Origin of the sequence: Marinomonas sp. A3A (assembly GCF_018336955.1) — a bacterium.
GTDB classification, from domain to species: domain Bacteria; phylum Pseudomonadota; class Gammaproteobacteria; order Pseudomonadales; family Marinomonadaceae; genus Marinomonas; species Marinomonas lutimaris.
Map to the genome: position 1 here is coordinate 1,035,990 of NZ_CP025532.1, position 15,236 is coordinate 1,051,225.

8 protein-coding genes are annotated in these 15,236 nt (G+C 45.7%); 2 read left to right on the forward strand and 6 right to left on the reverse strand.

All coding sequences use genetic code 11. From position 1 onward, the window contains the following. Positions 1–73: 73 nt before the first annotated feature. From CYL31_RS04835 to CYL31_RS04860, 6 genes are all read right to left on the reverse strand, one after another. Positions 74–1,462, reverse strand: a complete 1,389-nt coding sequence (locus CYL31_RS04835; protein WP_212917832.1) for a DEAD/DEAH box helicase — start codon at positions 1,460–1,462, stop codon at positions 74–76. Between the two features lie 235 nt (positions 1,463–1,697). Next, positions 1,698–2,579, reverse strand: a complete 882-nt coding sequence (locus CYL31_RS04840; protein WP_212917833.1) for a transglutaminase family protein — start codon at positions 2,577–2,579, stop codon at positions 1,698–1,700. Further along, positions 2,576–5,155 carry a circularly permuted type 2 ATP-grasp protein gene (locus CYL31_RS04845; RefSeq protein ID WP_212917834.1) on the reverse strand — a complete coding sequence of 860 codons (2,580 nt, stop codon included), beginning with the start codon at positions 5,153–5,155 and terminating at the stop codon, positions 2,576–2,578. Before CYL31_RS04845 ends, CYL31_RS04840 begins: the two co-directional genes overlap by 4 nt. Before the next feature lie 29 nt (positions 5,156–5,184). Then, positions 5,185–8,547 carry a transglutaminase family protein gene (locus CYL31_RS04850; protein ID WP_212917835.1) on the reverse strand — a complete coding sequence of 1,121 codons (3,363 nt, stop codon included), beginning with the start codon at positions 8,545–8,547 and terminating at the stop codon, positions 5,185–5,187. Next, a complete protein-coding gene (locus CYL31_RS04855) occupies positions 8,544–9,488 on the reverse strand; it encodes an alpha-E domain-containing protein (RefSeq protein WP_212917836.1) in 945 nt (314 codons plus the stop codon). Before CYL31_RS04855 ends, CYL31_RS04850 begins: the two co-directional genes overlap by 4 nt. Before the next feature lie 2 nt (positions 9,489–9,490). Further along, complete coding sequence (locus CYL31_RS04860; RefSeq protein ID WP_212917837.1) at positions 9,491–10,945, reverse strand: circularly permuted type 2 ATP-grasp protein; 1,455 nt, start codon at positions 10,943–10,945, stop codon at positions 9,491–9,493. A gap of 333 nt (positions 10,946–11,278) precedes the next feature. On the opposite strand from CYL31_RS04860, the gene CYL31_RS04865 reads away from it, so the two are divergent. Beyond that, entirely contained in the window at positions 11,279–12,472 is a 1,194-nt protein-coding gene (locus CYL31_RS04865; protein ID WP_212917838.1) for an FAD-dependent monooxygenase, read from the forward strand. Between the two features lie 179 nt (positions 12,473–12,651). After that, positions 12,652–14,991 (forward strand): glucose/quinate/shikimate family membrane-bound PQQ-dependent dehydrogenase, encoded by a 2,340-nt coding sequence (locus CYL31_RS04870; protein ID WP_212917839.1) that lies wholly within the window; start codon positions 12,652–12,654, stop codon positions 14,989–14,991. Positions 14,992–15,236: the final 245 nt, after the last annotated feature.

A 15,236-nucleotide genomic window follows, 5' to 3' on the forward strand; every position in this document is an offset into this window, starting at 1 on the left:
TTAGATAAAGCAAAGCCACAGTGAGATAGTCTCACTGTGGCTTTATTTATTCTAGCAGATTAGTTGGTGAGAATTAATCTGGTTTACGGTTACGACGCGCTGGCGCTAAAGGCTTGCTACGTAAACCTTGGCCTGGTGTCATTTCTGCTTTTGGTGCGCTAGGGCGACGATTGCCAGACTTAGGCGCATTGCCTTGTTTCGCTGGATTACCACCTTGTTTTGCGCCATTGCCTTGTCTTGCTGCACCCTGTTGATCACGTGGTGCTTTCGGTTTTTTCGGCTTGTTAGGCTTGATTGGACGTGTATCTAGAGTGGTATCAGGCAACATGTGCGTTGGCATGAAATCATCTTCGTAGCGACGTTCAATTAGCTTCTGAGTCAAACGCTCGATAGCACGTAATTGGTCTAGCTCGTCGGCAGCGACCAATGAAATGGCTTTGCCAGTTGCGCCAGCGCGGCCAGTACGACCGATACGGTGAACGTAATCTTCTGCTACATCTGGTAAGTCAAAGTTGACTACGTGAGGCAGCTGTTCAATGTCCAATCCACGTGCCGCGATGTCTGTCGCGACAAGAATACGAATACGGCCTTCTTTAAAGTCTGATAGAGCGCGAGTACGTGCGCCTTGGCTTTTGTTGCCGTGAATGGCGCTAGCACGAATGCCAGCATCTTCTAATTGTTTGGTGATCTTATTGGCACCGTGTTTAGTGCGAGAAAAAACCAATGCCTGATCCCAGCGACCATCAGCGATAAGTTGAATTAACAACTCAGTTTTGCGTTTCTTGTCGACTGGATGTAACCACTGTTCTACAGAGACCGCTGTCGCATTACGCGGCGTAACGGAAATCTCGACTGGGTTGTTTACCAAGCCTTTTGCAAGCTGGCGGATTTCTGGAGAGAAGGTCGCAGAGAACAATAGGTTCTGACGTTTCTTCGGCAAAATCGCGAGGATTTTTTTGATGTCATGGATAAAGCCCATGTCCAACATGCGATCTGCTTCGTCTAATACTAGGATTTCTAGCTTATCGAAACGTACCGCTTTTTGATTGTATAAATCCATCATGCGGCCAGGCGTTGCGATCAAAATATCTGCGCCGCGACGTAGTGCCATCATTTGCGGATTGATTTTAACGCCACCAAATACCACGGTTGATTTAAGCGATAGATGCTGACCGTAATTTTTGACGCTTTCTGCGACTTGCGCTGCCAATTCACGAGTTGGCGTTAATACCAAAGCGCGAACTTGATTGCTTTGTGCGTTTTCGCCTTTACTTAGAATTTCAAGCAAGGGTAAGGTAAAACCGGCTGTTTTGCCTGTCCCTGTTTGGGCTGCGGCCATCACATCTTGGCCTTCAAGAATGGCGGGTATTGCCTGAGCTTGAATTGCAGACGGCTCAGTATAGCCTTGATCTTCAATGGCTTTTAGGATGGGGGCAGAAAGCCCAAGTTTGTTGAAACTCATAGATGTTCTCATGTTTTATAAAGGCAGGTGCAAAGCTGAAAGGTCAGGTTATGCAAGAATTTCGCGAAGCTTACCTTATATCGGCTCTACATGCTATGTAGTATGGCTTTTGTACGATAATTGCACTGGCTTAAATCTCATTAAAAAGTGCAGTAAAAGCGTCTTTGCATCGACTTACTGCGTCGAGCAAACTATGTCGAGCAAAGACTTATTCGTATCTGCCCTAGTTTTTTCGTTAGACTCGTTTTACATCCACTGACACGGCAAGCTGCTGAGAACCGCCACCCTCAAAGATAACGCCTTGAAGAGGTGTGACATCGGCATAATCTCGACCCCATGCCGTGACGATATGCTGGTCGCTTGGCATTAAGTCATTAGTTGGATCGAATTCCACCCAGCCCAATTCAGGGATAAAAACCGCGAACCAAGCGTGGGAAGCATCAGCACCAACTAATTTTTCTTGTCCTGGTGGTGGCAAGGTTTCCAGATAGCCGCTCATGTAACGAGCTGGAATGCCTACCGAGCGCAAGCAGCCAATGGCTAAATGAGCGAAGTCCTGACATACACCGCTGCGCTGTTTAAGTACTTGTTCAAGCGGCGTCGCAACGGTTGTCGTTGTTGGGTCAAATTTGAACTCGGTGAAGATCTTATGGGTGAAAGCCAGTGCGGCTTGCAAGACCGGTTTGTCATCTGCAAACGTGCTTAGCGCGTAGGCTTTTAAATCTTCTGAGCAGCGAATTTGCGGTGAATCCAGTAAATACTCTTTTGCCATGCGTAGTTCAGGGGTATTTGGATTGCTTAATTGCGTACGCAATTGACCGCAAGTCAGTGTGCTTTGCATTTGCCATTGCAGTACGTCCAATGGCGAAATTTCGAAGTCAGTAGTGACATCGATAACCAGCTTTTTATGTGCTTCTTGAATAGAAAAATAAAACGTCTGATTACCAAAATAATCTTCGCCATCGTTTTGATAAACTGGTGGTGGATTAATTTGTACTTTTTGATTTAAGCAGCGTTGATTGCGTGTGTCTCGTGGCAACAAATGAGCCATGTTGTAACACAAGCTCACGGGTGCCCCATAGGTATATTCCGTTATATGACGAACGCGGTATCTCATATACTTGTTCCTCTGATGGCTTCAGTTAATGACTGCGGGCCAGCGGTATGATCAAAATACTTATCGCTAATGAGAACGGTGAATTGTTCCAGTTGATCTAAAAGCTCGGTCATGAGTTGCTCTAGTTTTAGACGGCTTTGGCTCTCTGGATCGATTTGGGCGAGCTCCTCCAAATCGGCAAGTTGAATATCATTTAGCGATTTTAAAATGATTTTATTTTCAGGGCTTAGGCCAGCTGTTGTTGTCTCATTTCTAGGCAGTTCTCTGATGTATTTGCGCAGTTGTTCTACTTGATAAAGTAAAGAGCGTGGATTGGTGCCATCAATCATCAATAGATCCAATCCGTAAGCCACACGAACACGATTACGATAGCGACGACGGAAAGAAATAAGGGCTTCTACACTCAATAAAACAGATTCTAGAATTTGCTGCTGTGGTCCTGATGGCAGTGGTTTGGTTAGCGCGGAACGTAGCAAGGTTGCTGTTTGCAATGCTCGTTCAGTACGGCGGCCAATTTCTTGAAACGTCCAGTCAAGTCCACGTAGCATACTTTCATGATTCAAACCGGACAGTGCCAATAAGGAAGTAACTAGGCTGTCTAGCGATTCTTCCGGCGCTGAAGGCAAGCCATTGGTATAGGCACGGTCTAGCTCATGAATGTGGTCACGAAGCTCATTGATGATGATACGAGTATCGGCCGAAAGCATTTCTTTGACTTGCTCGCCACAACTTAACATGGCTTGCAGATTGGCTTTGACCGATCCTGCTCGACTGCCATCCGTGATGATAGAAACGAGTTCAGCTTCTGGGTTGGCTAGCAGCTTTTCATCCGCTTCCATAAAGCCAGGTAAGCAGCCCGTTTGTGTAGAGGCCATTTCAAGTAGCATGCGACGGCTTTCTTCTGGCAGTGGATCAATGCCATTCATTTGTTTAAAAATGGTACGTAGCAAGCGCATACTTATTTCTGCGCGTTCTGCATAGCGCCCCATCCAAAATAAGTTTTCTACCACTCGGCTTGGCAAGTTTGATTGTAAGGCTTCGTCTTGTAACAAGACTTGATCATTGAGCAAGGTGGTGTGTGTTTCAGGTTCTGCGGCGATGATCCAAGTGTCTTTACTCTTTGAAATAGACATATTGGTAACAATAGTGTCTTTTGGCGATTCGCCAGCACGAGATAAACCGCCGGGCATGACTATGTAATCTGTTGGGCCAGCAAGGGTAAAAGCTCGTAATAGGCTTGGTCTAGCTTGTATCTTTCCGTCCAACCAAATAGGCGACATTGATCCTGGTACATAGCTTTGCGCCGCATAAAGGTGAGGGGCTTTTTTGATTTTTTCTATGGTGTTGAGCTTTTGCTTTTCGCTCAGTGTGTGGCCATAAATGCTGTTGCTGCTATGGCTACGAATCGCAGGCTTGATAATTAGGTTATTAATATTGGCGACAACATAGTTGAAGTCGTCTTTATCGCCACACCACCAAGTTGTTACCGATGGTAAGGTGAGCTGTTCGCCAGTCAAAAACTCGCTAATGGCTGGCAGAAACTTAACTAACGCTGGCGCTTCTAAAATGCCGCTGCCCAATGGGTTGGCCAGCACAACGTTACCTGCTCGTACTACTTCCAATAAACCTGGAACACCAAGGAAAGAATCGGCTCTTAGTTCGGCTTGATCGCAGTAGGCGTCATCGACTCGACGAAGAATGACATCGACTCGAGCCAAACCGTTTAGGGACTTCATCCATACCGCGCCATTACGCACTGTTAAGTCACTGCCTTGAACTAATGGAAAGCCAAGATAGTTTGATAAGTAAGCTTGTTCGAAATATGTGCTGCTGTAGGCGCCAGGAGACAGCATGACGATACGTGGCGTATCCGTCCATTGGCTGGCAAGAGAAGACAGCATATTTTTGAAGGATTGGAAAAATCCTGCAAGACGACGCACTTGGCTATCTCGGAAACTGTTTGGAATAACACGTGATACCACTGTGCGGTTTTCCAATGCGTAGCCTGCACCATTTGGTGCTTGGGTACGATCGCCAATGACTTGGAATTGGCCAGTATGATCACGAACTAGATCCACAGCATGGTGTAACAGTTGATGTGCGCCGGGAACCATCACACCGTGGCATTGACGTAAAAATCCTGGGTGACTAAAAATAATTTCAGATGGAATAATGCCGTTTTTCAGTAATTCTTGTGGACCATATAGATCTTTTAAGATTAGATCGAATAAGTTTGAGCGCTGAGCTAAGCCTTGTTCGATGGCAAGCCATTCATTGGTTGGAATAATGTTGGGAATAAGATCCAGCGACCACACACTTGGTGTGAGTGGGTCACTGGTTAAATTATAGGTAGCTCCGTCTTCACGAAGGATGCGCTGAGCACGACGTTGTCGGTCTAGCATTTCTTCGTTTGAGAGATTGCTCATGTTGCGCAAAAGGTCTTCCCAATGTGCGCGCGGTTGGCGATCTTCCGTGAAGGCCTCATCATAAGCATTTATCGGTTTATCATAGGCGGAAGATAACGTCGGTTTTTCATCTATTACCGACGTTATAAAAGTACCTGTTTGAAGTTGCATAATGTGCTTGAGCCTAAAAAAATTAATTATTAGAGAACATTATACTGCTTCCTTAGATCTAATGTATGCGGATATTCATTCATTGGCTCTTCTGCTGGTGGCGACATAGCGCGAGGCTCGTCTCCATTTGGGTAAAAAGAGCGCAATGCACTGAAGGCTGGCGGTGGAGATAGCGTGCCTTGAGTAAAGCCATGATCCCAAAAACGGTTAACACGGCGTGCTTCCGCTTCATTGCTATTGACCGGTACATTGTCATACGTTCGTCCACCTGGATGAGACACATGATAAGTACAACCGCCAACAGATAAGCCATTCCAAGTATCGATCAAATCAAATATTAGTGGCGTATCGGTCCCCAATGTTGGGTGCAAGGCTGATGGTGGCGCCCAAGCTTTATAGCGAACTGCGCCAACATATTCGCCTTTGCGACCTGTAGATCGAATCGGCACACGACGGCCATTACAGCTAAGCACATAACGTCCATCGGTTAAGCCAGATAGTTTTACCTGCAAACGTTCGACAGAAGAATCTACATAGCGAGCAGTGCCCGACCCGGTGATTTCTTCGCCTAGAACGTGCCAAGGTTCAATCGCCCAACGAAGCTCGATTTCCATGTCATCGATTTTTTGACGGCCATAATGCGGGAAACGGAACTCTTCAAACGGAGCTAACCATTCTAGTTTGAATGGGAAACCATGGCGCTGAAGATCTTCGACCACTTCTTTCACGTCTTGCCAAACGAAATGCGGCAGCATGAATTTATCGTGCAAGCTGGTGCCCCAACGAACTAAAGGCTTTTTGTACGGTTCTTTCCAGAAACGGGCCACGAGACAGCGCAACAGCAGCATTTGTACGAGCGACATATGCGGATGTGGCGGCATTTCAAAACCACGGAATTCCAATAGACCTTGGCGACCACTGGCGCTACCGGCAGCGTAGAGCTTATCTATGCAGAACTCAGAGCGATGGGTGTTACCTGTGATATCGACCAGTAAGTTACGCATTAAGCGGTCAACTAACCAAGGTTCTTCAACAAAGCCTTCAGGCATATTTTGGAAAGCAATTTCCATTTCATACAGAGCTTCATCTCGTCCTTCGTCTGGGCGAGGTGCTTGGCTAGTTGGGCCAATGAACATGCCAGAGAAAAGATAAGACAAGCCTGGATGATGCTGCCAGAAGGTGACTAAACTCTGTAACAACTCAGGGCGACGCAACAGCGGACTGTCTGCTGGTGTGCGACCACCCAGTGTCACGTGATTACCACCACCAGTACCAGTATGGCGACCATCAAGCATGAATTTTTCGGCGCCAAGGCGTGAAAGATAGGCTTGGTGATATAAGGTCTCGGTATTGTGAACCAGTTCTTTCCAGCTCGCGGCAGGATGAATGTTCACCTCGATAACACCTGGATCTGGTGTGATCAGGAACTTTTGCAAGCGCGGATCTTTTGGAGGCTCATAACCTTCGACAACGATAGGTGTCTCAAGCGTTTTCGCAACCGCCTCAAGCTGCTCAAGAACATCTACAAAATGCTCAAGGTGTGTCATTGGTGGCATGAATACATGCAAGCGGCCATCTCGTGGTTCAATACACAAAGTAGTGCGAATGACGTTTTTCAGCGTTTTTTCTGGCGCTAAAGCAGGCGTTGCAGCTGGTTTCTTAGCGAAATGCTGCTTGGCAACGCTTTCTAATACCGAGTTGTCTTTTTTGTTCGCCAAAGGTTGGCGAGGATCAAACGGGTCACGCTCAGGGATACGATCTTCTTCAGCTTGTGCTGGTAAAGAATTCAGTGGTAAACGATAACCCATTGGGCTGTCGCCTGGAATTAAGGTGATAACGTCACTGCGCATTGGCCAAAGGGAGCTGTTCCAACGATTATTTACCGTATCGAATTCTAACGGCAAGACGAAGCCAGTTGTGGTGCTTAAACCACGGCTGAGTAGTTTTGCTAGGCGACGGCGTTCTAAATCGTCTTTTAAATCGGCTTTGGTTGGATCGGCATCAGCAGGAAGGGATTGTTCCATCCATAAATAATACAGCGTGTCTTCGTAGGTGCTTTGAAGGTATTGCTTATCCAAGGCGAGTTTTTCACACAACAATTCGCCAAACGCTTGGGCGTCTTTGATGGTGTGTTTGTAGTCTTTGTCTACACGAGCCAAATACTTTGGATCATTCCACAAGGCTTCGCCGTCAGTACGCCAAAAACAACCCAGTGCCCAACGCGGTACTTCTTCACCCGGATACCATTTGCCTTGGCCATAATGAAGTAGGCCGTTAGCACCGAATTCTTGCTTCATTTTAATCAGCAGGTCTTTGGCTAGTTTGAGCTTTTCTGCGCCCAACGCGCCGGTATTCCACTGTTCTGAATCCATGTCATCGATGGAGACAAAGGTCGGTTCTCCACCCATTGTCAGACGAACATCGCCATCTTCAAGCTGTTTATCGACCGCAAAGCCAAGAGCTTTGATGGTGTCCCATTCGCCTTCGGCATAGGGTTTGGTCACACGTGGATCTTCATGGATACGAGTAACTATGTTGCTGTAGCTAAACTCACATTCACATTCGTCAACAAAGCCAGTAATCGGTGCTGCTGAAGCTGGCTCAGGTGTACAAGCGAGAGGGATGTGACCTTCGCCAGCGAACAAACCTGAAGTTGGGTCTAATCCAACCCAACCTGCGCCGGGTAAAAACACTTCACACCATGCGTGTAAATCGGTGAAATCTTCTTCAGGGCCAGATGGACCGTCGAGGGCTTTCACGTCAGAGGTTAGCTGAACAAGGTAACCAGACGCAAAGCGTGCTGCCAAACCGAGGCTACGTAGTATTTGAACTAATAACCAAGAAGTATCACGGCAAGAACCTTTTTTCAGGGTCAGGGTTTCTTCACAAGTCTGAACGCCTGGCTCTAAACGAATGCCGTAGCCGATGTCTGCTGCTAAGCGACTATTGATCGCTACAAGGAAGTCGTTAATCGGCGTATTTTTACGATCAACTGTTGATAACCATTTATCTAATAACGGGCAAGATTCGGTTACTTGTAAGTAAGGATCGAGCTCTTTCTTAAGTGCTTTATCGTAGGCAAATGGATATTCTTCCGCGTAGCTTTCAACGAAGAAATCGAATGGGTTGATCACCGTCATATCGGCGATAACTTCCACGTAAAACTCGAGTTTGTTGGTTTTTTCAGGAAACACTAAGCGCGTCTGGAAGTTGCCAAACGGATCTTGTTGTACATTGATAAAATGCGTTTCAGGCAAGACTTTAAGCGAGTAAGCATGAATTTTTGTGCGTGAGTGCGCAGCCGGTTGCAGTCTTAAAACGTGAGGAGCTACGTTAATAAAACGGTCAAACTCGTAAGTGGTCTTGTGCTGTATTGCGACTCTAATGGTCATGCAGCGTCTCCTTGCCGAAAATGAAACCAGTTTTCGGTGATCTGGTGATTTATTTCGATAATAGCAATCTGTATATCATTGAGATGGTTGTGAAAGTCTTCATCCAAATCTTCTGAACTATTGATTGGGTAATCAAATTCTAAAAGTTTATCTACCTTAGCGGTAATTAAACCAGCGCGTGGTAATTTTGTCGCCGCTTCACCTATTTGACCTAAGCAGTAAGCTAGAGATCGTGGGAAGCAAGGGTCATTCATCAAGAACGTCGTCGCTTTTGCACCGTTAATAGAGGTTCTTACGGTGCGACGATAATCCAAATACGCACTTTGCGATTTTAATACTTTTGACCAAGTCACTTGGCCAAGTTGAATTCTTGTTTCTGGATCAGATTGCAGCATCAATGATACCGCGGCATCAAGAATACGCGTTCCCATATCGGCACGTTCTAAATAGCGTCCCATAATGAGGAAATGCCAGCCAGAATCACGCCTCATGGCTCCGGCAAATAGACCAATGATTTTTTGACACCCCTCAATGATCGTGTTCAAAAAGTCATGGCGACCTGAGCGGTTGATGCCTTGCTTGATGTTCTGTTGTGCGTATAGATCCAGCTCGTTTATCAGCTCCCATGTTTCTTTGGGAACCGCATCACGAGTGGTGCGGATATTTTCTCGCACCATTTTCAATGACGACAACATTGAGCTTGCATTTGTGTCGTCAGCTAAAAGAAATTTCACTACGTTGCGTTCGTCTTTTACTTTGTAGCGTTGTTCGAAAATTTCTTCGCCACTGAGTATCTCGATTAGGTTATACCAAGATACTTCGATATCTTTCGGTAGGTCGAACAATAGGTCGTCATAAACACTGACCAAGCGGGCTGTGTTTTCAACGCGTTCCAAATACCGTGCGCTCCAATATAAGCGTTCTGCGACTCTAGATAACATGATTACTGCCCCTTTGTTTCAACAATCCAAGTGTCTTTACTACCACCACCTTGTGACGAATTAACGACCAAGGAGCCTTTTTTCATGGCCACGCGAGTTAAGCCGCCTGTGGTGACGTAGGTTTCCTTCGCTTGCAAGATGAATGGACGAAGGTCAAGGTGACGAGGTTCTAAGACACCTTTGGATATAAGCGTTGGTGCGGTGGATAATTTCAACGTTGGTTGAGCAATGTAGTTACGCGGGTTTTTAGTGATTAGCTCAGCAAACAATGCTTGTTCTTTTTTGGTCGAGTGGGGACCAACTAACATACCGTAACCGCCCGATTCGTTGGCCGGTTTAACCACTAGTTTGTCTAGGTTGGCGAGTACGTAGGCGCGTTGCTCTGGGTCATCGCACAAGAAGGTCTGGACGTTGTTAAGAATCGGCTCTTCGTTCAAGTAATAACGAATAATATCTGGCACATAAGCGTAAACCACTTTGTCATCGGCAACACCAGCCCCCGGCGCGTTTGCCAGTGCAACATTCCCTGCTCGCCATGCGCGCATGAGACCTGCAACGCCTAGGACAGATTCTGGATCAAAGGCTTCTGGGTCGATGAATAAATCGTCAATACGACGATAGATTACATCTACGCGCTCAGGCCCATCGATGGTTTTCATGTAAACACAGTCGTCGCTGTCGACAAATAAATCGCTGCCTTCTACTAATTCTGCGCCCATTTGTTGCGCCAAAAAGGCGTGTTCAAAATAAGCGGAATTATAAATACCAGGTGTTAATACCACGATCTCAGGATTTTCTATGTCTCTTGGTGATAAAGATGCCAAGGTATCAAATAATTGCGAGGTATAAGAATCGATCGGCAAGATGGATTCGTTTTCAAACAGTTCAGGAAGAACTCGCTTTGTAATGGCTCGGTTTTCCAGCATGTAAGACACACCAGAAGGTACGCGTAGATTATCTTCTAAAACAAAGAAGTCGCCATTTTCATCTCGTACTAGATCGGTACCACAAATATGCGCCCATACGCCGTAGGCTGGTGATACGCCAACGCATTCTGGTCTAAAATTTTTGGAATCTTTGATGATGTGTTCTGGGATGATGCCGTCTTTGATGACGTTTTGGTCGTGGTAGAGGTCGTTGATGAAAAGGTTAAGAGCGGTGAGTCGTTGTTTTAATCCTGCTTCAGCTATTTTCCAGTCTGAGGCTTCTATGGTTCGGGGGACAATATCGAAGGGCCATGCTCTGTCTATATTACCTTCCTCTGTGTAGACCGTGAAGCTGATGCCCATCTCTTGTATCGTTGCTTCTGCGGTGAGGCGCCTCTTTTCTAGCTCGTCTTCAGAGAGACTGTCTAAATATCCCAAGAGTTGTTTTGCTGGAGATCTTGGGGCGCCTTTGTCATCTATTAACTCGTCAAAAAAATCAGATGACTGATAATGGCTGGTTAGTTTTTCCATGTATACCTCGTTCTCTTTATCAAGCCGGAGGTGGGTGCCTTAAACCTGCACACTTACGTGCGCTTTTCTTGTGCATCCGCCCCACATCGGGGAGACTTCTTTACTTTGTAAGGTTAAACCTAGCTATATCATTACCTTGATTAACTAGGTTGTGACTAGTGTTTTCGCACTACTTGAAGAATAAAGCAAGGATCGAGCCATAGTATTTGCAAAGAATGTGTAGGCTTTTAATTTGCCGGGAAGTGATATAGATCGGTTTTATTCAAGTCGAAATTCGCTACTATGGCGCTTCTAGAGTTTTGCAAAAGCATTATCAACAAAGAGGAAAAGTAAGTGGATCAGGTAAGTCGCGTTGTTATTGCTGGTGCAGGTATTGGAGGCTTGTGCGTCGCGTTAGCTTTGGCTAAGCAAGGCTTTCAAGTCGTGGTGTGCGAGCAAGCTGCAAGTCTTGGGGAGGTTGGCGCAGGCTTACAAATTAGCCCTAATGCTTTAAAGGTGTTGCGACAACTTGGTTTGGAAGTTGAATTGAGCGGATTGGCTTTTGTTCCCCAATACGCCGCGATTCGAGATTATAAAAGCGGTGAGTACTACCTTAAATCCTCTTTGGGTGAGCAAGCTGAAGTTCGCTATGGTGCGCCTTATTGGCATCTGCATCGTGCGGATTTGCATCAGGTTTTGGCTGCAGCCTGTGCAAAGGCGGGTGTCGAATTGGTATTAAATGCGGTAGTGACTGGTTATCGCGAAAATACTGAGCTTAATCAAGTCTGTTTGTTGCTCGAAGATGGTGGTGAATTTAGTGCTGACTTACTGATCGGTGCGGATGGCATTCGTTCAAAAGTACGAGAGCAAATGCTAGGGCAAGAGCGCCCAAACTTCATGGGACAAGTCGCATGGCGTGGCGTGATTCCAGTTAGTGATCTGATCGTGAATATTAAACCAGATGCGTGTGTTTGGGCGGGACCTGGTCGACATTTTGTGAGCTATTATTTACGCGGCGGCGATTATGTGAACTTTGTTGCCGTTGAAGAACGCAGTGATTGGCAATCTGAGTCATGGCGTGAAGAAGGCGATGTCGACGAGTTAAAACGTGCTTTTGCAGATTGGCACCCAGAAGTAAGTGAGTTAATAAAGTCCGCGAGCAGTACATTTTTATGGGCGTTGAATGGCCGCAATGAACTGCCTACCTGGTACGACGGTCGAGTAGTTTTATTGGGTGATGCTTGCCACCCCATGTTGCCTTTTATGGCGCAAGGCGCCGCAATGGCGATTGAAGATGCTTTTGTTTTAGCTAAGTATTTGTCTCGTCATACTTTGAGCGATGCTTTACTGAAATACGAGCAAGTGCGTAAACCTCGGGCGACGAAAATTCAGCAAATGTCTAAAGCCAATGCTGGCTTATATCATATGCACGGTGGTGTACTGGGCAAAATGAAATTAAAAGCGCTTCAAGCCGCGGGTCGTTTTGTTCCTGATGTTATCCAGTCTAAGTTAGATGTAGTGTATGGCTATGACGTGACCAAGGATTGATACGGATCGTTTTATAAATATGTAAGAAAAGAGTCTATTTTGTCATTTTATGTTCTACACTTTTTCTTTGAGTTGTAATCATCTATTGTGAATAGGTGGCTTGGCGGCTGTTCTGCGGTCGCTACGCTGCTTTACTCCTGAATTAAATGAACGAATTAAACACGAAGGGATAGTGTCATATGATTGTTCTCTCGGTACTCTTTTTAGTCATTGGTTTGGCTTTGCTATTAGGTGGTGGCTGGTTAGTGTCATTAGATGGCAGCCTCTACTATGTTGTTGCTGGTGTTGCCTTTATCGCCGTTGCTTTGTTGTTAAAAAAGCGTAATAAAATAGCGAATCTAATTTACGCTCTATTGTTAGTGGGAACCTTAATTTGGTCGATTATGGAGTCTGGTTTAAGTTGGTGGCCTTTAGCAACACGAATGGGGCTTTTCTTAGTACTCGCCGTTCCTCTTCTCTTATTGGCTTTCTTTAAACAGCGTAGTGGTGGACGTGTGTTGTTTCCAATTTGGTTAGCAACCGCATTAGTCACTATCTCACCTTTGTTTATGACGTCACCTACGACAGTTGAAGGCAAGTTGACGCGTTCAGTAACCATGTCTGATGCTGATACAGGTAATGTTACGCAAGGTGAGTGGAATGCATATGGACGTAGTAATCTAGGTCAGCGCTTTTCGCCATTAGGTCAAATTACGCCGGATAATGCTGATCAGTTGCAACTTGCTTGGCAATATCAAACAGGCGATAAGAAAGGGCCAAAAGATGTGGGTGAAACCACCTATGAAGCAACACCGTTAAAACTCGGTAACGCTCTTTATGTTTGTACTCCGCACAACTGGCTAATTGCTCTAGATGCGGATACAGGTGAGGAACAATGGGTTTATGATGCGAAAGTACCAGCAGAAAGTCAGCGTCAGCATCAAACTTGTCGAGGTGTTTCTTATTTACCACCTTCCAATTCAACACAGCTTCCAGCTATTCAAAAATCATCCGTACCAGCCCAAAGTTTACCTAGCATGCAGTGTGATGCTCAGTTGTTCTTGCCAACGTCGGATGCGCGTTTAGTGGCAGTGGATCCAACAACTGGCGCTCGTTGCGCTAACTTTGCGGATAATGGTGAGTTGGACTTAATGCACAACATGCCGTTTAAACAGTCTGGTTATTACTATTCTACATCGCCGCCATTAGTTGCTGGCGGTGTGGTGATTGTTTCTGGCTCGGTGAACGATAATTATGCAGTGAATTCTCCATCTGGCGTAATTCGAGCTTATGACGTCAAAACAGGTGAATTGAAGTGGAACTGGGATTCTGGTCATCCAGATGAAACAGCGCCGATCGGTGCCGACGAAACTTATGCGACAAGCTCGCCAAATAGCTGGTCCGTTGCTAGCGCTGATGAAAAACTTGGTTTGGCGTATTTCCCAATGGGGAATCGCACACCAGATCAGTTAGGTATGTACCGTTCACCGGCAGAAGAAAAATATGCGACTTCGGTTGTCGCGTTGAGCCTCGAAACTGGCCAGGTCGCTTGGGTACAACAGTTTGTTCATCATGATCTATGGGACATGGATACGCCAGCGCAACCTGCTTTGTTGGATCTAGATACGGCCACGGGTAAGCAGCCTGCTTTGGTGGTGCCAACCAAACAAGGTGATGTGTACGTGTTGAATAGGAAAACTGGCGAGCCTATTTTTCCTATTACTGAAGAGTCTGCACCGCAAGGCACGATTCCTGGTGACTATGCGGCGAAAACTCAACCTACTTCGGCTTTATCTTTTAAGCCTGCCAAGTTAACGGAAGCGGATATGTGGGGCGCGACACCATTGGATCAACTAATGTGTCGTATTCAATTCAAGCAATTGCGCTATGAAGGTCGTTACACGCCACCGTCAGAGCAAGGCTCTATTGTTTATCCTGGGAACTTTGGGGTATTCAACTGGGGCAGTATTGCTGTTGATCCAAAACGTCAACAAATGTTTGGCATGCCTTTGTATCTTGCTTTTACTTCTACTTTAGTGCCAAAAGAGGGTGCTGATTTAGGGGAAGCGAACAAAGGTGAGCAAGGGTTAAACTCAAACGAAGGTGCAGATTTTGCCGTTGAATTGAAACCTTTCTTATCGCCGTTAGGTGTCCCTTGTCAGCAACCACCATGGGGTTATGTGGCTGGTGTGGATCTTAAAACGGGCAAGACTGCTTGGAAACACAAAAATGGTACCATCGAAGACATGACACCTCTTAAGTTGCCAATAGAAATGGGCATGCCCGGTATTGGTGGTCCAGTGATTACCGATGGCGGTGTTGTTTTTATGGCGGCATCGGTTGATAACTATTTGCGAGCTTATGATATGTCTACTGGCGAAGAGTTATGGAAAGGTCGATTGCCGGCAGGCGGACAAGCCACACCAATGACTTACCTAAACAGTAAAGGCGAGCAAATGGTTGTTCAGGTAGCTGGTGGACATGGTTCTATTGGTACAACCATTGGTGATTATGTGGTTGCTTATAAGTTGAAAAAGTAATGCTAAGGTTGAACTTTTTCTTATAAAGAAACTGCTGTTATAAGATATAACAAAGTCCAGTATTGAAGTGGCCAGAGAGCTGGCGATTTTAATACTGGACTTTTTGTTGTCTTAATATTGCATATAGCAATATTGAATAAAAAGTATCAATATGCGTTTTTTTTGTTATAACGTTTTGTGACAACGACATCGCAATTTATTATTGGTCTCATCTATAACTTTTTACTATTATTTGCGCCTTTCTT

Excerpts from the sequence above, each read along its gene's own strand:
- CYL31_RS04840 (WP_212917833.1), bottom strand. The coding sequence starts at position 2,579 with ATGAGATACCGCGTTCGTCATATAACGGAATATACCTATGGGGCACCC.
- CYL31_RS04850 (WP_212917835.1), bottom strand. The coding sequence starts at position 8,547 with ATGACCATTAGAGTCGCAATACAGCACAAGACCACTTACGAGTTTGAC.
- CYL31_RS04860 (WP_212917837.1), bottom strand. The coding sequence starts at position 10,945 with ATGGAAAAACTAACCAGCCATTATCAGTCATCTGATTTTTTTGACGAG.
- CYL31_RS04835 (WP_212917832.1), bottom strand. The coding sequence starts at position 1,462 with ATGAGTTTCAACAAACTTGGGCTTTCTGCCCCCATCCTAAAAGCCATT.
- CYL31_RS04870 (WP_212917839.1), top strand. The coding sequence starts at position 12,652 with ATGATTGTTCTCTCGGTACTCTTTTTAGTCATTGGTTTGGCTTTGCTA.
- CYL31_RS04855 (WP_212917836.1), bottom strand. The coding sequence starts at position 9,488 with ATGTTATCTAGAGTCGCAGAACGCTTATATTGGAGCGCACGGTATTTG.
- CYL31_RS04845 (WP_212917834.1), bottom strand. The coding sequence starts at position 5,155 with ATGCAACTTCAAACAGGTACTTTTATAACGTCGGTAATAGATGAAAAA.